Origin of the sequence: Rhodococcus sp. DK176, assembly GCF_038447315.2 — a bacterium.
Classification (GTDB): Bacteria; Actinomycetota; Actinomycetes; order Mycobacteriales; family Mycobacteriaceae; genus Rhodococcus_F; species Rhodococcus_F jostii_A.
Window position 1 is genome coordinate 6,109,688 of the sequence record NZ_CP118321.2, and the last position, 19,810, is coordinate 6,129,497.

At 67.8% G+C, this 19,810-nt stretch carries 17 protein-coding genes and 1 pseudogene; 7 read left to right on the plus strand and 11 right to left on the minus strand.

The genetic code is table 11. The features are described 5' to 3' along the window. Window positions 1-89 precede the first annotated feature (89 nt). Window positions 90-1,184 (plus strand): N-acetylmuramoyl-L-alanine amidase, encoded by a 1,095-nt coding sequence (locus tag PSR88_RS28375; protein WP_009478845.1) that lies wholly within the window; start codon window positions 90-92, stop codon window positions 1,182-1,184. Here PSR88_RS28375 and PSR88_RS28380 read toward each other — a convergent pair whose 3' ends face one another. Together PSR88_RS28380 and PSR88_RS28385 are read right to left on the minus strand one after the other, a co-directional pair. Next, window positions 1,185-2,150: a serine aminopeptidase domain-containing protein gene (locus PSR88_RS28380; protein ID WP_016883517.1), complete on the minus strand. Its 966-nt coding sequence runs from the start codon at window positions 2,148-2,150 to the stop codon at window positions 1,185-1,187. 17 nt (window positions 2,151-2,167) lie between these two features. Next, window positions 2,168-2,739 (minus strand): annotated as a pseudogene (locus tag PSR88_RS28385) (DUF4126 domain-containing protein). A gap of 162 nt (window positions 2,740-2,901) precedes the next feature. Between PSR88_RS28385 and PSR88_RS28390 the strand changes: the two are divergent. Then, entirely contained in the window at window positions 2,902-3,213 is a 312-nt protein-coding gene (locus PSR88_RS28390; RefSeq protein ID WP_011597744.1) for a hypothetical protein, read from the plus strand. A gap of 7 nt (window positions 3,214-3,220) precedes the next feature. On the opposite strand, the gene PSR88_RS28395 is transcribed toward PSR88_RS28390, so the two are convergent. Further along, window positions 3,221-3,865 (minus strand): winged helix-turn-helix transcriptional regulator, encoded by a 645-nt coding sequence (locus tag PSR88_RS28395; RefSeq protein WP_016883516.1) that lies wholly within the window; start codon window positions 3,863-3,865, stop codon window positions 3,221-3,223. Between the two features lie 138 nt (window positions 3,866-4,003). Here PSR88_RS28395 and PSR88_RS28400 point away from each other — a divergent pair, with 138 nt between their 5' ends. The 4 genes from PSR88_RS28400 to PSR88_RS28415 all read left to right on the plus strand — a co-directional run bounded on the left by PSR88_RS28400 (window position 4,004) and on the right by PSR88_RS28415 (window position 8,018). Beyond that, entirely contained in the window at window positions 4,004-4,417 is a 414-nt protein-coding gene (locus tag PSR88_RS28400; RefSeq protein ID WP_029539523.1) for a VOC family protein, read from the plus strand. After that, on the plus strand, window positions 4,414-4,596 hold the full coding sequence (locus tag PSR88_RS28405; RefSeq protein ID WP_016883514.1) for a hypothetical protein: 183 nt from the start codon (window positions 4,414-4,416) through the stop codon (window positions 4,594-4,596). Before PSR88_RS28400 ends, PSR88_RS28405 begins: the two co-directional genes overlap by 4 nt. Before the next feature lie 63 nt (window positions 4,597-4,659). Next, the gene (locus tag PSR88_RS28410; RefSeq protein ID WP_009478852.1) at window positions 4,660-6,045 is read left to right on the plus strand and encodes a sigma 54-interacting transcriptional regulator; all 1,386 of its coding nucleotides are present in this window, start codon (window positions 4,660-4,662) and stop codon (window positions 6,043-6,045) included. Then, window positions 6,045-8,018 carry a vWA domain-containing protein gene (locus PSR88_RS28415; RefSeq protein WP_016883513.1) on the plus strand — a complete coding sequence of 658 codons (1,974 nt, stop codon included), beginning with the start codon at window positions 6,045-6,047 and terminating at the stop codon, window positions 8,016-8,018. The genes PSR88_RS28410 and PSR88_RS28415 overlap by 1 nt, the downstream gene beginning before the upstream one ends. Window positions 8,019-8,068: 50 nt before the next feature. Here PSR88_RS28415 and PSR88_RS28420 read toward each other — a convergent pair whose 3' ends face one another. Together PSR88_RS28420 and PSR88_RS28425 are read right to left on the minus strand one after the other, a co-directional pair. Next, window positions 8,069-9,091, minus strand: coding sequence for an agmatine/peptidylarginine deiminase (locus tag PSR88_RS28420; protein ID WP_016883512.1), 1,023 nt, complete (start codon window positions 9,089-9,091; stop codon window positions 8,069-8,071). Beyond that, window positions 9,091-10,071: a nitrilase-related carbon-nitrogen hydrolase gene (locus PSR88_RS28425; RefSeq protein ID WP_016883511.1), complete on the minus strand. Its 981-nt coding sequence runs from the start codon at window positions 10,069-10,071 to the stop codon at window positions 9,091-9,093. Before PSR88_RS28425 ends, PSR88_RS28420 begins: the two co-directional genes overlap by 1 nt. A gap of 162 nt (window positions 10,072-10,233) precedes the next feature. Here PSR88_RS28425 and PSR88_RS28430 point away from each other — a divergent pair, with 162 nt between their 5' ends. Further along, window positions 10,234-10,845 carry a TetR/AcrR family transcriptional regulator gene (locus PSR88_RS28430; RefSeq protein WP_005238594.1) on the plus strand — a complete coding sequence of 204 codons (612 nt, stop codon included), beginning with the start codon at window positions 10,234-10,236 and terminating at the stop codon, window positions 10,843-10,845. On the opposite strand, the gene PSR88_RS28435 is transcribed toward PSR88_RS28430, so the two are convergent. The 6 genes from PSR88_RS28435 to PSR88_RS28460 all read right to left on the minus strand — a co-directional run bounded on the left by PSR88_RS28435 (window position 10,805) and on the right by PSR88_RS28460 (window position 19,678). Beyond that, window positions 10,805-12,385 carry an APC family permease gene (locus PSR88_RS28435; protein WP_011597750.1) on the minus strand — a complete coding sequence of 527 codons (1,581 nt, stop codon included), beginning with the start codon at window positions 12,383-12,385 and terminating at the stop codon, window positions 10,805-10,807. The genes PSR88_RS28430 and PSR88_RS28435 overlap by 41 nt on opposite strands. Window positions 12,386-12,440: 55 nt before the next feature. Continuing rightward, window positions 12,441-13,331, minus strand: coding sequence for a universal stress protein (locus PSR88_RS28440; protein WP_016883510.1), 891 nt, complete (start codon window positions 13,329-13,331; stop codon window positions 12,441-12,443). A 34-nt stretch (window positions 13,332-13,365) separates the two neighbouring features. Next, the gene (locus PSR88_RS28445) at window positions 13,366-14,820 is read right to left on the minus strand and encodes an NAD-dependent succinate-semialdehyde dehydrogenase (protein WP_011597751.1); all 1,455 of its coding nucleotides are present in this window, start codon (window positions 14,818-14,820) and stop codon (window positions 13,366-13,368) included. Then, window positions 14,813-16,774 (minus strand): primary-amine oxidase, encoded by a 1,962-nt coding sequence (locus PSR88_RS28450; protein ID WP_016883509.1) that lies wholly within the window; start codon window positions 16,772-16,774, stop codon window positions 14,813-14,815. Before PSR88_RS28450 ends, PSR88_RS28445 begins: the two co-directional genes overlap by 8 nt. Window positions 16,775-16,855: 81 nt before the next feature. Beyond that, complete coding sequence (gene gabT / locus PSR88_RS28455; protein ID WP_005238605.1) at window positions 16,856-18,196, minus strand: 4-aminobutyrate--2-oxoglutarate transaminase; 1,341 nt, start codon at window positions 18,194-18,196, stop codon at window positions 16,856-16,858. A 51-nt stretch (window positions 18,197-18,247) separates the two neighbouring features. After that, complete coding sequence (locus PSR88_RS28460; protein WP_011597753.1) at window positions 18,248-19,678, minus strand: gamma-aminobutyraldehyde dehydrogenase; 1,431 nt, start codon at window positions 19,676-19,678, stop codon at window positions 18,248-18,250. Window positions 19,679-19,810 lie beyond the last annotated feature (132 nt).

The following is a 19,810-nucleotide window of genomic DNA, read 5'->3' on the forward strand; positions in this document are numbered from 1 at the left end:
CAGCTGATTCACTCGGGGCTGATGTGACTCGAGTGGCACCTGTGGAAGGAGAGTGGCGCCCGGACTGCGACGGTGCGCCCATCCCCGTTATGAACCGATTTGCGATCAAGGCCGGCCTCGGCGCCTGCGTCCTGGGTGCGTCCGTGCTCATCCCTGCTCACGTTTCGGCGGAACCCGCGGCGACGGCGACCGGCACCGAACTGTCCGGGATGACGGTGTTCCTCGACCCCGGACATCAGGGTTCCAGCGAGGGCCACGACCTCGCGCAGCAGGTGAACGACGGCCGGGGCAACACCAAGGACTGCCAGACGAGCGGCATGACGTCGCTCGGCGGGGTGCCCGAGCACACCATCAACTGGAACGTCTCCCAGCTGGTGAAGAGCAGCCTCGAGAGTCTCGGCGCGAAGGTCGTCCTGAGTCGGCAGGACGACACCGGCTGGGGCGGATGCGTCGACGAAAGAGCGCGTGCGGCAAGCGAATCGAATGCCGATCTCGCGGTGAGCATTCACGCGGACTCGACGGCGCAGGGCGAGGACGCGAGCAAACACGGATTCCACATGATCATCCCGTCGCTGCCCATCCCCGATGAGAAAGCGGACGCGGCGCAGTCCGGCGGCGGCCTCGAGGCGTCGAAGATGATGCGCGACGCCTACAAATCCGACGGCTTCGTTCCCGCCAACTACGCCGGCGTGAACGACGGCCTCCAGACCCGCGCCGATGTGGCCGGACCGGCGCTCACTCAGATTCCGCTGGTGTTCGTCGAGATGGGCAACGGGTCCAACAAGGAGGACTCCGCCCAGCTGGAGAGCACCGACGGCCAGTTGAAGCACGCGATCACCATCACGACGGGCATCGTCACCTACCTGCTGACGGGGTCGGAGGCGGCGCCTGCGGAGGAGCTGGCGGCGGCACCGGCGGCCACCACGACGACGCCCGAGGCGAGCGAGGACAGCGCGTCGTCGACCACCACCACCACCCCGAAGGCGACCACCCCGAAGGCGGCACCGAAGTCGACGGCACCCGATTCGGCGCAGTTCTCCGAGTTGATGGAGATGCTGGCGCCGCTGCTCGAGGTCGAGGGCCTCGACGGGCTTCAAGACCTCGTCAACGACAAGAACCTGGGGCTCGTGTCCGATCTGGCGAGCACGCTGATGGCCGTGATCACCGGGGCGGGCGGGAACTGATCACAGCGCGGCGATCCACCTGCTGAACGGTTCGGTGAATTCCGCCGAGTAGGGGAGCGGTTCCACGTAATCCGGTCCGGTGGACGGACGGTCGCCGACGTCCTTGAGGACGTGATTGGCGTTCGTCATCCGCACCGGTGTCAGCGCGGTGTGCGCGAGGGCGGCGTTCAGGCCGTCGACGTCCGCCAGCTGCACCTGAATGTCCTTGGCGGAGCAGCTCGTGAGGACGGGGAAGCCGGCGGGCAGCCTGCCGGCCAGCGCGCGGGGGTCGAGCGCGTCCTCCTCCGCGAGCGCTTTCGCGTTGGCGTGCACCAGCCCGGCGTTCTGCAGGGGTTCCGGAAGGTCGTCGGGGATCGTCCCCGACGTGCGCAGGGATTCGACGGTGTCCGCGAGGGCGAGCCGGAGTTCGTCGGCCAGTTCCACCGGCAGCTGGCCGGTGCCGACGACGGCGTCGAGCTGTCCGTGGATCTGCGTGGTGAGCAGATCGAGGAGCCGGACACTCAGCGGTTCGAGCAGTCCGACGGCGCGCACGCGCGACTCGTCTTCCGCGGTGGCGAGAGCGAGGGCGACGAGCCCGCCGTCGCTGTGACCGATGACGATCAGCCTGGACGGGTCGACCCCGGGTTGGGCGGCCAGGAAGTCGAGGCCCGCGGACGCGGCGTCGACGAAGGTGGTGAATCCGAGACCCCCGACCTCTTCCACCTCGTAGGGGCCGAGGGCGGTCTCGCCGCTGCCGATCTTGTCGTAGCGCAGGCTGGGGATGCCGTGCTGTTCGAGCACGTCGGCGATGTGGCGGAGCGTTCCGATGTCACCGGGGAGCAGGGCGCTGTCGCCGTTGCGATCGGTGGGACCGCTGCCGGCGAGCAGCAGCGCGGCAGGCGCCGACCCGTTCGCGTGGTCGGGGGTGCGGAGGCTGCCGTAGTACGTGACGGCACCGCTGTCGAACGTGATCTCGGTGTCAGGCATGGGGACTGTCTACCAGTTCACGTCGCGCGCAGTCGCCGCACCCGTTGCACCCCCCGCCACGCGAACCACAGCAGGAACGCGAGTAGCGGGATGACGAGCAGCGGAAGCAGCAGGGCGATCAGGGATGTGACGAACGAGACGACGTCCTCGATCACCGACACCACGGGATTGGCCAGTCCGCCGGTGGAGGCCGTGCTCACGGCACGGGTGCCGGTCTGCGCGGTGCTGAACGCCAGAGCCGGGGGCGCGCCGATGACGATTCCGGCGATCGCGGCGGTCGACGGGTCCACGTCCGCGAAGGCCGCCCAGGTCGCGATGACACCGCCACGGGGCCGGTGACGTTGCCGATCACGGACAGCACGGTGTCGACGAACGGGATGAGATCGGCGGTCAGTTCCACCACTGTCGCGATCGACAGCGCCACCAGCGCCCCGGTCGAACCGAGCCACCGCATCGACTCGTTCAGGGTCACCCCGAGCACCTCGAAGTGCACCGCGGCGCTGAGCATCAGCAACGGCAGGAACGTGCGCAGTCCCGACGCGGCGGCGAGGCCGAGACCGAGCAGTCCGGGCAGAACCCAGGTCTCCATGCACGGAGTGTAGGGGCCCGGCGACCACGGCAGGCGGGCATCGCGGCCGAGATCTCAGAGAAGCATCACAGAACTCACACAATCGGCGATTAGCGTCTGCATCACCAGTTGTTCCAACGGATTACGTCCGAGACAGCCCCGACTCCAGGAAGGTGCCGCACCATGAACGTCGTACAGCTGACCGCCGGTGATGTCGTCGCCGCCATGTTCTCCCTCGACTTCGTCGACGGCGGATTCCGCCGGGAGGCGCTCGAGCGGATTCACCGGGGAGCGATCGACGAGTGGGTGATGGCGCTCACCGGGTCGGGTCTGTTCTCGAACCGCGCGGTCGCGGACGTCGTCCGGGCATGGCGCGAGGATCCGCGAGTACTGCTCGATTCCCTTCTGGTGGAGGCTGATCCGGTGACGTTCGACCGCTACCGCTCCGCCTGGTACGAGTTGGACGTCGTGGCCTCGTACGGTGCCGCCGCGTAGGCGGACCTCAGGGAATGCTGAAGATGTCGGCGAACGTGGCGAGCAGCGCCGGGTCGCCGGTGACGGACACGCTGCCGAGGGCGATGGCGTCCTCCGGGGTGATCTCGCGCGCCATCAGTGCCTTCACCGCAGGCCCGGTCTCGATCACGAGGTCGGGCCGGTCGGCCGCGCCCTCCACGACCTCGAGTTCGCCTCGGTCGATGCGGGCCGACAGCACGATCGGCCCGAGTCGCAGTTCATAGGTGAGGCTGACGTCCCGCGCGACGTCGGGGTGGAACGTCGACCGCAGGGTCATCACCATCGAGTCGACGGTCACGGCATCGTCGGGGTCGGGTTCGCCGAGAGTGCGCGCACCCCACCGGCCCAGCGACTTCACGGCGTCCTCCAGAGCGTTGCCGTAGTCGGTGAGTTCGTAGACCACGGCGTTCGACGGCCGGGGCAGCGCGCGGCGCGCGATGACGTCGGCGTCCTCGAGTTCCTTCAGGCGGGCCGACAGGATGTTCGACGGGATGCCGGGCAAACCCTGCTTGAGATCCGTGTATCGCCGCGGTCCGACGAGGAGATCTCGGACGATGAGCAGTGCCCAGCGTTGTCCCACGATGTCCAGGGCGTGTGCGAGTCCGCAGTACTGCCCGTAAGCGTGCCGTGCCATGGTTTCAACTATAGACCGAAGTTGCCTATTGATATCATCAGATTTCTTTTTACAACATTGGTACGTGATCTGCTCCACAAAGGTCGCATGGCTCGTCACTTGAAATCGGCTCCACCTCACCGACGGAAAGAGAATTCGATGTCGACCATGATCTTCGTGAACCTCCCCGTGAAGGACCTCGGCAAGTCGACGGCCTTCTACGAGGCGCTCGGCTATAAGAAGAACCCGCAGTTCTCGGACGAGAACGCGTCGTCGATCGTCGTCAGCGAGCACATCCACGTCATGCTGCTGACGGAGAAGTTCTTCTCCACCTTCACCAAGAAGGCCGTCGCCGACGCCACCACGACCACCGAATCCATCATCTGCATCTCCGCGGACAGTCGTGAGGCCGTCGACGCGCTGGCCGACAAGGCGCTCGCGTCGGGCGGATCCTTCTCCAACGACCCGATGGACCAGGGGTCCATGTACGGCCGCAGCTTCCAGGACCCGGACGGTCACCTCTGGGAGATCATGTGGATGGATGCCGCTGCGGCACAGGGGCAGGAATCGTGAGCACCGCGACCACACCCGTCACGCCGGAGTCGGGAACCGCGCGCACCAACTGGCGCGTCGAGAAGCCGTTGTTCAGCACGGTGCTGTTCGCGGTGTACGTCGGAATCGCGGTCTGGGCGGGTCTGTACCTGCGCGATCGCACGGTCCGCGAACTGCTCCCGCTGCGCCGCGAGGGCTGACCCGGGCGGGTCGGCGCGAGTTAACCGCGTGCCGATTCGCTCGAACCCTCGTAGCGTGGAGTGGTGACGTCATCGGAACACAGACCTTCCACCGTCGGCGAGCTCCGCGAGTCGGGCCACGTTCAACGCACCGTCAAGGAGGAGATCCGCGAGAATCTGCTCGCGGCCCTACGCGACGGTCGTGATCCGTGGCCCGGCATCGTCGGTTTCGAGGAGACGGTGGAACCACAGCTCGAACGGGCTCTCATCGCGGGTCACGACGTGGTGTTGCTCGGCGAACGTGGTCAGGGCAAGACCCGCCTCCTCCGCACCCTCAATCTGCTCCTCGACGAATGGACCCCGGTGATCGCCGGTTCCGAACTCGGGGAGCATCCCTATGAGCCCATCACCCCGGCGTCGATCCGCCGGGCGCAGGAACTGGGCGACACCCTCCCCGTCGCGTGGCGGCACCGCAGCGAGCGGTATTCGGAGAAACTCGCGACCCCCGACACGTCGGTGGCGGACCTCGTCGGCGACGTGGATCCGGTCAAGGTCGCGGAGGGCCGGAGTCTCGGCGACCCGGAAACCATTCACTTCGGGCTCGTTCCCCGCGCCCACCGGGGCATCGTCGCCATCAACGAACTGCCCGACCTCGCCGAACGCATCCAGGTATCGCTGCTCAACGTCATGGAGGAACGCGACATCCAGGTCCGCGGGTACACCCTCCGGCTCCCGCTGGACGTCCTGATGGTGGCCAGCGCGAACCCGGAGGACTACACGAACCGCGGTCGCATCATCACCCCGTTGAAGGACCGGTTCGGTGCCGAGATCCGCACCCACTACCCGACCCGGCTCGACGACGAGGTCGCGGTCATCCTGCAGGAAGCGCATCTCACCGCGGAGGTGCCCGAGTACCTCCTCGAGATCCTGGCCCGATTCACCCGTCTGCTCCGAGAGTCGACGTCGGTCGATCAGCGGTCGGGTGTGTCCGCCCGCTTCGCGGTGGCAGGCGCCGAAACCGTCAGCGCCGCTGCGGTGCATCGCGGCGCCGTGCTCGGTGAGGCAGACCCGGTCGCGCGGCCTGTCGACCTCGAGACCGTCGTCGACGTGCTGCGGGGCAAGGTGGAATTCGAATCCGGTGAGGAGGGGCGCGAGATCGAGGTCCTGGAGCACCTGCTCCGGCGGGCGACGGCCGACACGGTCCGCACCCGGCTCGGCGGCATCGACCTGGCGGAACTCGTGGACGCGGTCGAGCAGGGCGACCCGGTGGTGACCGGTGAGCGGATCACGGCGAAGGCGCTGCTGAACGAGCTGCCCGAACTCGAGGTCCTCGACGAGCTGGCAGAGCGTCTCGGCGCGGAGTCCGACGGCGAGAGGGCCGCGGCCGCCGAGTTCGCCCTCGAAGGGCTGTACCTGGCGCGGCGGATCTCGAAGAACCCGGACATCAACGGGCAGACGGTGTATTCGTAATGACCCGCAAGGCGGAGCGCGGACCGCACAACGCGCGGTACGGGCCGTACGAGGGTGGTGATCCGCTGGCACCGCCGGTGGACCTGCGCGAGGCCCTGGCCGCGATCGGCGACGACGTGTTCGCGGGCACGTCGCCGCGGCAGGCGCTGCGCGAGATGCTCCGGCGCGGCAACCGGGACATGCGCGGCCTGGACGAGCTTGCGGCCGAGGCCAATCGGCGTCGCCGTGAGCTGCTGAAGCGGAACAACCTGAACGGCACACTCGAAGAGGTCCGGGAACTCCTCGACCGCGCGGTGCTCGAGGAACGCAAGACACTGGCCCGCGCGCTCGACGACGACGCCCGCTTCTCCGAGATGCGCCTCGAGGAACTGTCGCCGTCCACCGCGCAGGCCGTGCAGGAACTCGCCGACTACGACTGGCGCAGTTCGGAGGCCCGCGAGGACTACGAGAAGATCCGGGACCTCCTGGGCCGAGAGGTGCTGGACCAGCGGTTCGCCGGCATGAAACAGGTCCTCGAGGGTGCCACGGAAGAAGACCGCGAACGCATCCGCGAGATGCTCACCGATCTCAACGACCTGCTGGACAAGCACTCCCGCGGTGAGGACACGCAGGAACAGTTCGACGAGTTCATGGACAAGCACGGGGAATACTTCCCCGAGGACCCGCAGAACGTCGAGGAACTGCTCGACTCACTGGCGCAGCGGGCGGCGGCGGCGCAGCGCCTGCGGAACTCCCTGTCGCAGGAGCAGCGCGACGAACTTGATGCACTGGCGCAGCAGGCGTTCGGCGATCCGTCGCTGATCGGACAGCTGGACCGGCTGGACCAGCATCTGCAGGCCGCGCGCCCGGGTGAGGACTGGCAGGGCGCGCAGCGGTTCCGCGGCGACGACGGCATGGGCCTGGGCGAGGGCACCGGGGCGTTGCAGGACATCGCGGAACTCGAGTCGCTCGCCGAGCAACTGTCGCAGCAGTATGCGGGCGCACAACTCGACGACATCGATGCGGACTCTCTGGCGCGGCAACTCGGCGACGAGGCGGCGGCCGATGCGCAGACCCTCGCCGAACTCGAGAAGGCCCTGCGCGATCAGGGCTTCTTCGACCGCGGGGCGGACGGCCAGTGGCGCCTGTCGCCCAAGGCGATGCGGCAACTCGGTCAGACGGCTCTGCGGGACGTGGCGCAGCAGCTGTCTTCGCGTGGCGGGCAACGGGAGACGCGCCGCGCCGGGGCGATGGGGGAGCCGACCGGAGCGTCCCGAGAATGGGCGTTCGGCGACACCGAGCCGTGGGACGTCACGCGCACGATCACCAACGCCGTGCTGCGGGCGGCGTCCGATCCGGTCGAGCGCGGTCGCGTCCCCGTCCGGTTGTCCGTGTCGGACGTGGAGGTGATGGAGACCGAGCAGCGGTCGCAGGCGGCGGTCGCGCTGCTGGTCGACACGTCGTTCTCGATGGTGATGGAGGGCCGGTGGGTGCCGATGAAACGCACCGCCCTCGCGCTGAACCACTTGGTGAGCACCCGGTTCCGCAGCGACGAACTTCAGCTCATCTCGTTCGGCAGGCACGCGCAGGTGCTGACGCCGTCGGAGCTGGCCGGCCTGGACGGCGCGTGGGACCAGGGCACCAATCTGCATCACGCGCTGCTGCTGGCGGCCCGCCATCTGCGCCGGCACCCCAACGCCCAGCCGGTGGTCCTGATCGTCACCGACGGTGAGCCGACGGCCCACCTCGAGCCGGACGGCTTCGCGTACTTCGACTACCCGCCGAGCGCCCGGACCCTCGGTCTGACGGTCCGGGAACTCGACACCCTCGCCCGCCTCGGCGCTCACGTCACGTTCTTCCGGCTCGGTGAGGATCCCGGTCTCGCGCGGGTGGTGGACCGGATGGCCGAGCGGGTCGGCGGACGCGTCGTGGCGCCCGGGCTGGACGGTCTGGGCGCGGCCGTCGTCAGCGACTACATGCGTCGCCGCCGCTAGCCCGTGAGTACTTGTTAACCGCCCGCGGTTAAGAAGTACTCACAGGCGCGTCAGTGCACGGCGGGCTGATGCTGGGTGATGCAGTGAATTCCGCCGCCGCGCGCGAAGAGCGGGCGGGCGTCGACCGACACGACCGTGCGTCCGGGGTAGGCCGCCGACAGGATCGCGACCGCTTCCTCGTCCGCGGGATCGTCGAAGCTGCACGCGATGACGCCGCCGTTGACGACGAAATGGTTGATGTAGCTGTAGTCGACGAAACCCTCCTCGTCGCGCAGGACCGTCGGCGCGGGGACGGTGATGATCTCCCACGACTCACCGCGGGCGTCGGTGGTCTGCTTCAGCAGGTCGATGACGGCCTTGCTGACCTCGAAGTCGGGGTGTTCGGGGTTGCGCTGGTCGTGCACCAGGACGACGCCCGGTGACGGGATGGCGGCGACGATGTCGACATGTCCGCGCGTGCCGTACGTGTCCTGGTCCCGCGTCAGTCCGCGCGGCAGCCAGATGACCTTCGTGGCACCGATCGTCCGGGCGAGCTCGGCCTCGATGTCGGCCTTCGACAGTTCGGGGTTGCGGCCGGGGTCGAGTTGCACGGTCTCGGTCACCAGCACGGTGCCGAGGCCGTCGACCTGGATGCCGCCGCCCTCGTTGACGATGGGCGAGTCGACGAGTTCGGCCCCGGACCGCTCGACCACCAGTGCGCCGATCTTCGAGTCCTTGTCCCACTGGGCCCAGTCCTGGCCGCCCCAGCCGTTGAAGATCCAGTCGACGCCGCCGAGGCGCCCGTCCTCGGACAGCACGAATGTGGGTCCGATGTCGCGCATCCAGGCGTCGTTCAGCGGCGCCTCGACGATGTCGATGTCGGTGGACAGATATTCCTTGGCTGCGGACACCTGTCCGGGGTCGACGACGACGGTGACGGGCTCGAACCGGGCCACGGCGTGCGCCACCTCGGCCCACGTGGTACGGGCCTCGTGATGTTCCTCGGGGGTGTCGCCCAGGGAGTAGCCCTCACTGGGGTAGGCCATCCAGGTGCGTTCGTGCAGTTCGCCTTCCGCGGGCATGCGCCAGGTCATCAGGCCCTCCCGAACGGGGAGGCGTGATCGACCGGCTCGGTGAGGACGCCGTACGTGTCGGGGCGCCGGGTGGCCAGGAACGGGAACAGGGCCAGCCAGTCTTCGCGCTGCTGCAGGTCGAGGTCGGCGACGAGGACTGCGGATTCGTCGCGGGGGGCCTGCGCGAGGATCCGGCCGTAGGGGTCGGAGATGAACGACGAGCCGTAGAACGTGATGAGGCCTTCGCTGCCGTGGCGGTTGGGCACCACCATGAAGGTGCCGTTCGCGATGCCGTTGCCGACGATCACCTGCTGCCACAGCGGCTGGGTGTCGAACTGCGGGTGGTCGGGCTCGGAGCCGATCGCGGTGGGGTACACCAGGATCTCGGCGCCGCCGAGCGAGTACGCGCGGGCGACCTCGGGGAACCACTCGTCCCAGCACGTCGGCAGTCCGAGCTTCGCCCCGCCGAGTGCCTCGGCGGTGTGGACGGGGTACGGATCGGTTGCGGGACCGCCGCGGAAGTAGGTGTCCTCGTAGTAGCCGGCGGTGACGGGAATGTGCAGCTTGCGGGTGCGCGCGAGCAGTTCACCGGAGGGGGCGACGAGGATGGCCGTGTTGAACCCGAGACCGTCCTCGTACTGCACGCCGTCCTCGGAGTCGTTCCGCTCGTACAGCGACGCGTGGACGAGGACGCCGTGTTCCGCGGCGGCCTTGGCGGCGAACGTGAACGTGGGGCCGGTGAGGAGGTCCTCGGCGGTACGTCCCGGGTTGTCGCCACCCGGCGTCGACGCGGGGTAGCGGCTCAGTGTGAGTTCGGGGAGGAACACCACGCGCGCGCCGAGTTTCGCTGCCGCGGCGATGCCCTCGTCGAGTTCGGCCCGCAGGTCCTCGTCGTTGTCGTGCCAGCGGTGCTGGACGAGGCCGACGCGGAGCGGGGTGCGTCCCGTCTCGCGCGTCCTCGACAGGGACTCGGGAGGGGTGAGGGCGGTAATCGTCAACATTGTGTTTCCTCGGATGTTCGGTTCGGCGAGCGCCTAAAACGAATTGGATTCGTTAAGTATGGTGGGTGAATGCTCGGCGATCAAGGGGTGGGGCGTGACGATTTCGATTCCTTCGGTATCCACCCTGGTCGCCGGTGACACACACCGACCAGGAGGGCACCCATGCCACGGCCATCACAGCGACTGCTGTCGCCGGAGATCATCACCGAAGCTGCCATGCGCATGGTGGACCTCACCGGTGATTTCACGATGCCGGGTCTCGCCGAACGGCTGAAGGTGCGGCCCTCCTCGCTGTACAACCACGTGTCCGGGAGGGCGGAGATCATCGAATTGATGCGTGCCCGCATGATGGCGGGCATCGTGGTGGCGGACCCCGACGGCAAGTGGAGCGAGACGGTGGCCGGCCTGGCGCGCGAGTATCGGCGCAACTACGCCGAGCATCCTCGGCTGATTCCTCTGTTCACCGCGCACACAGTGCAGTCCGGTGTGGCTTTCGGGCTGTACAACGCGCTGGCGCAGGCATTCTCGGACGGTGGCTTCACGCCCGAGGAGATTCTGCACGCCATCACGACGGTCGACAGCTTCGTGCTGGGGTCGGCGCTGGACCTCGCCGCCCCCGAAGTGGTCTGGGCGACCGCTCCGGAGGCGAACGAGGCCATGCTGGCCGCCCTCGCCACGTCCGGGCCGAACCCCGGACGGGCGGATGCAGCATTCGAGTTCGGGCTGCGGACGCTTATCGCGGGCTTGGTGGCGCAGGCTCCGATCGAGCCGTGAGATCGCCCTCGTCCCGCAACGCGGACGTGTCGCGGTTGAGGGTCTCGCCCCGGAAGAAGGCGGGACTGCGGAAGCGCATGATCATCATCAGCACGGCGCCGAGCAGGAGGATGCCGAAGCCGAGGAAGAAGACGAGGCCGATGCCGCCGATGGACGCACCGCTGGCGTTCTCCGGGTCCATGCTCTCCTGGATCGAGATCACGAACACCGCGAGCAGCATGAGGCCGCCGAGCAGCGGGAACGCGAACCGGAAGACGATATTGCGGAAACTCGTGAACAGGCTGTCCCGGAAATACCAGACACACGCGAATGCCGTGATGCCGTAGTACCAGCAGATCATGATGCCCAGCGCGGCGATCGTGTCGAGCAGCGTGCGCTCGGACAGGAACGTGACGACGGTGTAGAAGACCGCGGTCACCACACCGGCGACGACTGTCGCGTAGGACGGCACCAGGAATCGCGGCGACACCTCGGCGAGCTTCTTGGGGAACGCGCCGTAGGCGCCCATCGCCAGCATCGTGCGTGCTGCAGGCAGGAACGTGGTCTGCAGGCTCGCGACCGAGGAGACGAATACCGCGAGGAACAGCAGCATGCCGCCCCAGTTGCCGAGAACCGGGTCGGCGAGGGCGCCGAAGACGTTCTCGGAGTTGTCCGGGTTGCCGAGACCGAGGCCGTCCTCGCCGACGCCGGCGTACATCATCGCCGCGACCGACACGAGCAGGTAGGTCAGCAGAATCGTCGCGACGCACAGCAGTCCGGCGCGACCGGGGGTCTTCTTCGGGTTCTTCGACTCCTCGCCCAGCGTCAGGCAGGTGTCCCAGCCCCAGAACGCGAAGATCGAACCCGTCAGGCCGATCACGAACGCGCCGAGGGCCAGTCCGGTGAACGGGTTGAACCAGCTCAGGTCGAACGAGAGCCCGGCGGGGGCGTCCCCGTTGCCGACGTGGACCAGTGCCACCACCGCGAACGCGATGAGCAGCACCATCTGGAAGCCGACGAGTGCGACCTGCAGGCGCTCGCTGGTGGTGATGCCGCGACTGGCGATCCACGTGGCGAGCGCGATGAAGAGCAGGGTGGTGCCCACATTCACGAATTTGTTGCCGGGCAGGTCGGCGATGCTCGGGGCGTCGAACAGTTTCGCGATGAACAGATAGAAGAACTGGACCGCGATCGCCGCGAGGTTCGAGAGCACGATGATCGTGGCGATCACCATGCCCCAGCCGCACATCCAGCCGACGTACGGACCGAACGCCTTCGTCGACCACGTGAACGACGCACCGCAGTCGGGGGATTCGGAGTTGAGCTCACGGTAGGCGTACGCCGTGAGGAACATGGGAATGAAGCCGGCGATGAAGATGGCGGGCATCTTCAACCCGACCGCCGCGACGATCAGTCCGATGCTGGCCGTCAGCGTGTAACCCGGTGCCACGGAGGAGATCCCGAGGATCGCCCCGGAGAAGGTCCCGACCGCGCCGGTGGCCAGCCCCTTGGCACTCACGGCGCCGTCGGCCGACGCCGGTGCGCCTTCGCTGTTCGTCATGTCTGAACCTCCGGTCGGGAACGAGCGTGGATCCGGGGCGGGTGTCGCGGACGTTTTACTCACTGTTGGGGAACTCCTGCTTGGGGACGACCACCATGGGCACCGGCAGGACGCGGAGCATCTTGGCCGCGGTGGATCCCAGGAACAGTCGATGAGGTTGGGCGAGCCGGCTGGAGCCGACCATGACGAGGTCGCCGTCCTGCCAGTCGAGTGTGCGGACCGCCGATTCCACGGAGGAGCCGTCGGCGATCGTGACGGACACGGGAAAGTCTTCGGGAAGAGCCGATTTCGCCACTTCGAGGGTGCTCTGCGCGTGGGCGACGGCCCGGTCGCGGATGTCGTCGGGGGTGTCCCGGTGATCGCGGAGGTCGTTCTGCGGGTCGAGTGCGACGAGGGAGACCAGGCGGAGTGGGGTCTTCATCCGCTCGCACGTCCGCACCGCGGTGCGCAACAGCACGTCGGCCCCGGTCCGGGTCCCGAGAGCGCAGGTGACCTCGCGGATCTTCTTTGCGGAGGAGTGCCGCGTCCCTCGGGGTGCGAGGGCCAGCGGAACGTGCGCCGAGTGCAGCAGTTCCGTCGACACGGAGCCGACGGAGTGCCGCCCCAGCAGTCCGTCGCCGGCGGCGCCGACGACGATCGCCTGCGCCCCCAGCCGGGACACCTCGTCGATGAGACCCTGCGCGAACGATTCGTGGAAGCTCAGGTGGACTTCCACGTCGATGTCGCTCGGCACCGACGACTTCGCCTCGTCCAGCCAGCGCTGGGCGCGGGAGGCGAGAATGTCGTCGTAGCCGGTTTCTGCCGGAACTCTCGCCGGGACCGTCCGGTCCGGCGGGAGCACCATGCAGATGTCGAGCTGTGCGCCGAGACTGCGGGCGAGCTGCGCCCCGAGGGCCAGACCGTCCTCCCCGCTGGGGGTGGCGAGATATCCAACGACCAAACGCATGGTGACGGTTCCGATCTGTCTCGGGGCGGGTGGTTTACGCGAAGCCGACGTACTTGGTCTCGAGGTACTCCTCGATGCCTTCGGTGCCGCCTTCGCTGCCGAGGCCGGACTGCTTGACTCCACCGAACGGCGCGGCGACGTCGGAGATCACTCCGCGGTTGACGCCGACCATGCCGCTCTCGAGCTTGTCGGCGACGCGGAACGCACGGTCGACGTTCTGCGTGTAGATGTACGCGGCGAGACCGTATTCGGTGTCGTTCGCGGCGGCGACGCCCTCGGCCTCGGTGTCGAAACCGGTGATCGCGGCGACGGGTCCGAAGATCTCCTCGCGGACGATGCGCGCGTTCGCGGGCACCTCGTCGAGGACGGTGGGCTGGAAGAAGTAACCGGGACCGTCGACGGACTTGCCGCCGGTGCGGACCCGGGCGCCCGCGGCGACGGCGTCGTCGACGAGGGACGCCACGTTGCGGCGCTGCTTCTCGTTGACGAGGGGGCCGACGTTGGTTCCTTCTTCGCTGCCCGGTCCGACGGTGAGCGCGGCGATCCGGTCGGTGAGCTTGGTGGTGAACTCCTCGCGCACCGAGTTGGCCACGATCAGTCGGTTGGCGGCGGTGCAGGCCTCGCCGCCGTTGCGCATCTTCGCGGCCATCGCGCCCTCGACCGCGGCGTCGATGTCGGCGTCGTCGAACACCACGAACGGGGCGTTGCCGCCGAGTTCCATCGACGTGCGCAGCACCTGCTGTGCGGACTGCTCGATGAGGATCTTGCCGACCCGGGTGGATCCGGTGAACGTCACCTTCCGCAGCCGCGGATCTGCGAGCAGCGGTTCGGTGACGGCGGCGGCGTTCGACGCGGGCAGCACCGACAGCACACCGGCGGGCAGGCCTGCCTCGGCGAAGATCTCGGCGAGCAGCAGCATGGTGAGCGGGGTGTCCTCGGCGGGCTTGACGATGATCGTGCAGCCTGCGGCGAGCGCGGGGCCGATCTTGCGGGTGCCCATCGCGAGGGGGAAGTTCCACGGCGTGACGGCCAGGGTGGGTCCGACCGGAACCTTGGTGACCATGATCCGTCCGCTGCCCGACGGGGACGTGGTGTAGCGGCCCTGGATGCGGACGGCTTCCTCGCTGAACCAGCGCAGGAACTCGGCGCCGTAGTTCACCTCGCCGCGGCTCTCCGGCAGTGCCTTGCCCATCTCCATCGTCATCAGCAGCGCGAGGTCGTCGGTGCGCTCGATGACCTTCTCCCACGCCGAACGCAGGATGATCGACCGCTGCCGCGGCGCGGTCGCCGCCCATTCCTCCTGGACCGCCGCGGCGGAGTCCAGTGCGCGCATCGCATCCTTGCCACCCGCATCCGCGACGTCGGCGATGAGAGTGCCCGTGGCCGGGTCGTAGACCGGGAACGTGCCGCCGTCGATCGGGTCGGTCTGGGCACCGTCGATCCACAGACCGGTGGGCAGGGTGGCGCGGAGCCGTTCGAAATCAGTCATCGGAGTCCTCGTGGTGGGAATGGTGGTGATCGCACGCCTCCGGGGTGGGGGCGACGTCGAGGGCGGGGTTGCGGTCGAAGAATCCGACCGGCTTCAGCCAGAAGGACACGGTGTCCGCAGGCATGATCGGCCAGTCCTCCGGCCGGGGAATGTGGTGGATACCGAACGTGTACCAGAGCACCACGTCGGTGTTCTCGATCGGGCGGTTTGCCTCGGTCCAGGCGGGAAGTCCGTGATCGACCTTGCTCTGGTTCACGAATTCCCCGGCAGGCCAGCGTTCGTCGGGTGAATTGGGTGTCACCCAGACGGTGTGGCCGATCGCACCGGTGCGCTGGAAGATCGGCGACGCCGGGTCGAACATCGACGGTATCGCGCCGCCGGGAACGAGCTTGTAGGCGGGGGCGGTGCCGAGCCCGGTGGTCACGTTGTCGTTGACCACCTTCCACGCCCGCTGGCTCTGCCAGTCGAAGTCCTGGCGGCCTTCGTGTTCGGTGCGCAGCGGGGTGTTCTTCTGGCGCAGCGCGAGACCCAGAGGGTTGTCCGGGCCCATCGGCACCACCTCGGTCTCGGTCGCGTACACCGTGTTCTCGGTGCCATCGACGTCGAGATCGAGGCGGGCGACCAGGAAGTGCTGGTGGAACGGCGCGTACGTGCGGTTGTCGACGAGCGTCCCGCTGGGGTGCTCCCCGCCTTCGGGGAAATGGCTGACCACCATGATCCCGGTGGCGCGGACCTCGCACTCGATGTTGCCGTCCTGGTAGAACCGCCAGTAGACGAGATATTCGTAGTTCGCGACCGTCACGTGCGTCGACACCGTCAGCCGCCGCATACGGCGCACCTCGGCGCCCGCGTCGTGGTCGACGTGCTTCCAGAGGACGGCGTTGTCCTCCTCGTGGATACAGATCGCGTTCTCGATCGTGAACGGCACACCGTGGCTGTCGTGGAGGACGGCGTCGAGGTACCGGATCTCACCGAGGCAGTCGCAGCCCAGGGTCAGCGACGTGGTCATGAACCCGATGCCCCACTCGCCGATGTCGAAGGCGGTGCGGCGGTAGTGATCGGTGCTGGTGTCGCGATACGGCACCGCCATCTCCGCGAACGACATCCGGTTCGCGATCGAGCGCACCCGGCCGTTGTCGTTGTACGTCACCGCGTGCAGGGTCATGCCCTCGCGGTAGTTGAACCCCACCCGCAGCGACCAGTTCTGCCACTCGAGCTTGTTGCCCTCGAGCGTGAACGACGGTCCCTCCGGCTGGACGATGTCCAATGGTGTCAACGGCGGCCGGGTGCTCGCGTTGCGGATCCGTTCCGGGATGTGCCGGGGCACGTACTCGCCCATGACCTCGGGACGTTCGACGCTGAACGTGTCCTCGATCTCGAGCAGTTCCATCTTGTTGACATCGATCACGCAGTGGAAACCGTTGACCGGGCCCGCATACGGGTTGGCGCCCTCGGCTGCCCGCACCCAGGTGTCCGACCAGCCGAGCCGGCGTCCCTTGTACTTCTCCGGGGTCACCGCGTCGCCGTACGTCCACACGTCCATGAACACCAGGCTCATGTCCGTGATCCCGCGCTTCGCGAGTGCCGCGATCACGTTCGGGTGCCCGCGGAGGAAGGCGTCCGCCTCTTCCCATTCGTCCACCGTGAAATTCGCCTGGACGTCCGGGATGTGCTCCCAGGAGACCACGTTGTCTCCCGTGAGCGAGACGAGCGCTTTATAGGTGTCTCCGCTGCTGCGGTCGAAGCACACGACGACGGCCCGGCGGTCCGGGACGGTGCCCGACGTGTCGAACGCCGACACCTCGGCCTTGGCCGGCTCGGCCAGTTCGATCGACGCGAACCGCCAGCCGTCCCCGACCCCGTGTTCCCGGGCGAGGACGGCCGCGGCCTTCGCGAATTCGTCCGCCCCCAACGGGTCCAGAGGATGGAACGTGCCGGTGGTCGTCCGGGTCATGGTGTCTCCTCTGGTCGTGGGGTGGGCACTTCGTGCTCGTGCGCCTTTTCGGTAGCGGTGACTACCGAAAAGGCGCACGGGTCAGACGAGCGAGCGCACGATCTGCTCGATGACGGTCAGGGCGTCGTCGAGCAGGTCGTCGCTGATCACCAGCGGCGGAAGCAGTCGGATGACGTTTCCGTAGGTACCGCACGTCAGCAGAATGACACCTTGTTCGAGCGCATGTGCGGCAATCGCCTTCGTCAGTTCGGCGTCCGGCTCGTCGGTGCCGGGCTTGACGAACTCCATCGCGAGCATCGCGCCGCGTCCGCGCACGTCACCGATGACACCGACGTCGGCGGCCAGGGCCTTCAGCCGCGGCAGGGCCAGGTCGCCGATGTGCTGTGCGCGAGCGGGCAGGTCGAATTTCCGCATGCTGTCGATCGCGGCGAGCGCGGCGGCACACGCGACGGGGTTGCCGCCGTACGTGCCACCCAGACCGCCGGGGTGCACCTTGTCGAGGAGTTCGGCGCGGCCCGTGATCGCGGACAGCGGCATGCCGCCCGCCATGCCCTTGGCCATCGTGATGATGTCCGGGACGATCTCCTCGTGCTCGCACGCGAACCAGGCGCCGGTGCGGGAGAACCCGGTCTGCACCTCGTCGGCGATGAACACGACGCCGTTGGCGCGGGCCCAGTTCACCAGGGTGGGGAGGAATCCCTCGGCGGGAACGATGAATCCGCCCTCGCCCTGGATCGGCTCGATGATGATCGCCGCGAGTGAATCGGCGCCGATCTGCTTCTCCATCTGGCTGATGGCGCGCTGGGCGGCCTGCTCGCCGGTCAGTCCGTCCTGGTCCCGGTAGGGGTAGGACATGGGGAGCCGGTACACCTCGGGAGCGAACGGACCGAAGTGAGCCTTGTAGGGCATCGACTTGGCGGTGAGGGCCATCGTCAGGTTCGTACGACCGTGGTAGGCGTGATCGAACGCGACGACGGCGTCGCGGCCGGTGGCGAGGCGAGCAACCTTGATCGCGTTCTCCACCGCCTCCGCGCCCGAGTTGAACAGGACGGTGCGCTTCTCGTGATCACCGGGGGTGAGGGCGGCGAGCTCCTCCGCCACGCGGACGTAGCCCTCGTACGGGGTGACCATGAAACAGGTGTGGGTGAAGTGCCCGACCTGCTCCCGGACCGCCTCGGCGACGGCCGGATCGGACGCGCCCACGCTGGTGACCGCGATACCCGAGCCGAGGTCGATCAGGGAGTTGCCGTCGACGTCGACGACCACACCACCGTCGGCATCCGCCGCGTACACGGGGACGCTGGAGCCGACGCCCGCGGCCACGGTGGCGCGGCGGCGTGCGGTGAGGGCCGCCGACTTCGGGCCGGGGAGCTCGGTGACCAGGGCGCGCTTCTGCGGCAGCCGGTACTGGATGTCGTTCATGATGGTGCAGTCCTCAGGGTCGTGACGTGGATGGGTAGGGGGTGGGCGACGTCAGTCGTTGGAGCTCATGACGTGCTTGATGCGGGTGTAGTCCTCGACGCCGTAGCCGGAGAGGTCCTTGCCGTAGCCGGAGTACTTGAATCCGCCGTGCGGCATCTCGGCGACGAGCGGGATGTGGCAGTTGATCCACACGGCACCGAAATCGAGTGCGGCCGAGAGCCGTTGCGTGACGCCGTGATCGTTGGTCCACACACTCGACGCCAGACCGTACCGGACGTCGTTGGCGAGGGTGACGGCCTCCTTCTCGTCGGAGAAGCTCTGCACGGTGAGGATGGGACCGAACGTCTCCTCCTGCACGATGTCGTCGCGCTGGTCGACGCCGGTGATCACGGTGGGTTCGAAGAAGAATCCCTGTTCTCCCGAACGCTTTCCGCCGGTGACGATCTTGGCCGAGGTGGGGAGCGCGGCGATCTTGGAACTGACCGCGTTGAAATGGTTGACGTTGTTGAGCGGGCCGTAGAACGTGTCCGGGTCGTCCGGCAGGCCGGGCTTGAGCGTCTCGGCCTTGCGGACGAGCGCGTCGACGAGCTGGTCGTGGATGGACTCGTGGACGAGGACGCGGGTGGCGGCGGTGCAGTCCTGCCCACCGTTGAAGAAGGCGGCCTCGGCGATGCCACTCGCCGTCTTCTCGATGTCGACGTCACCGAAGACGATGGCGGGGGCCTTGCCGCCCAGTTCGAGGTGCGCGCGCTTGAGCTGGCGTGCGGCGGAGACGGCGACGGCGATGCCCGCCCGAACGGATCCGGTGATCGACACCAGTCCGAGGGCCGGATTCTCCACGAGGGTGGCGCCGGTCTCACCGTTGCCGAGGACGACGTTGAAGACGCCGTCCGGCAGGATCCCCTTGGTCAGCCGGGCCAGGACGAGCGTGCTGTTCGGGGTGGTGTCGCTGGGCTTGAGCACGATCGTGTTGCCTGCCGCGAGCGCGGGGCCGATCTTCCACAGCGCCATCATGAACGGGTAGTTCCACGGGGTGACCTGACCGACGACACCGATCGGCTCGCGGCGCACGTACGACGTGAAGCCGTCCATGTACTCGCCGGCGGCCTTGCCTTCGAGCATCCGGGCCGCGCCCGCGAAGAAGCGGAGCTGATCGGCGCCCACCTTGATCTCTTCGTCGGCGATGACCTGCTTGGGCTGCCCGGTGTTGCGGCACTCCGCCTCGACGAGTTCGTCGCTGTGCGCCTCGATCGCGTCGGCGAGCTTCAGCAACGCGGTCTGCCGGACGCTCGGAGTGGTCTTGCCCCACGAGACGAAGGCCCGCTCGGCCGCCTCGACGGCGGCATCCACGTCGGCCTTGGTGGAGACGGGCGCACGCCCGACGACGCTCTCGTCCACGGGGTTGATCAAGTCCAGCGTCTCTGTCGCGGATGAGGCGACGAACTCACCGTTGATGTAGTTCTCGAGTACGTCGATCGACATTCGTACCGGTTCCTCTCGTGGGGTCGAAACTCGTGGGTCGAAACTCGTGGGTCGGGACGGACCGTCGGTCGAACAGTCCGACCGGGGTCCGGAGTTGCAGAACATCTGAAAACAAGTGTGCGCTGCCTCACA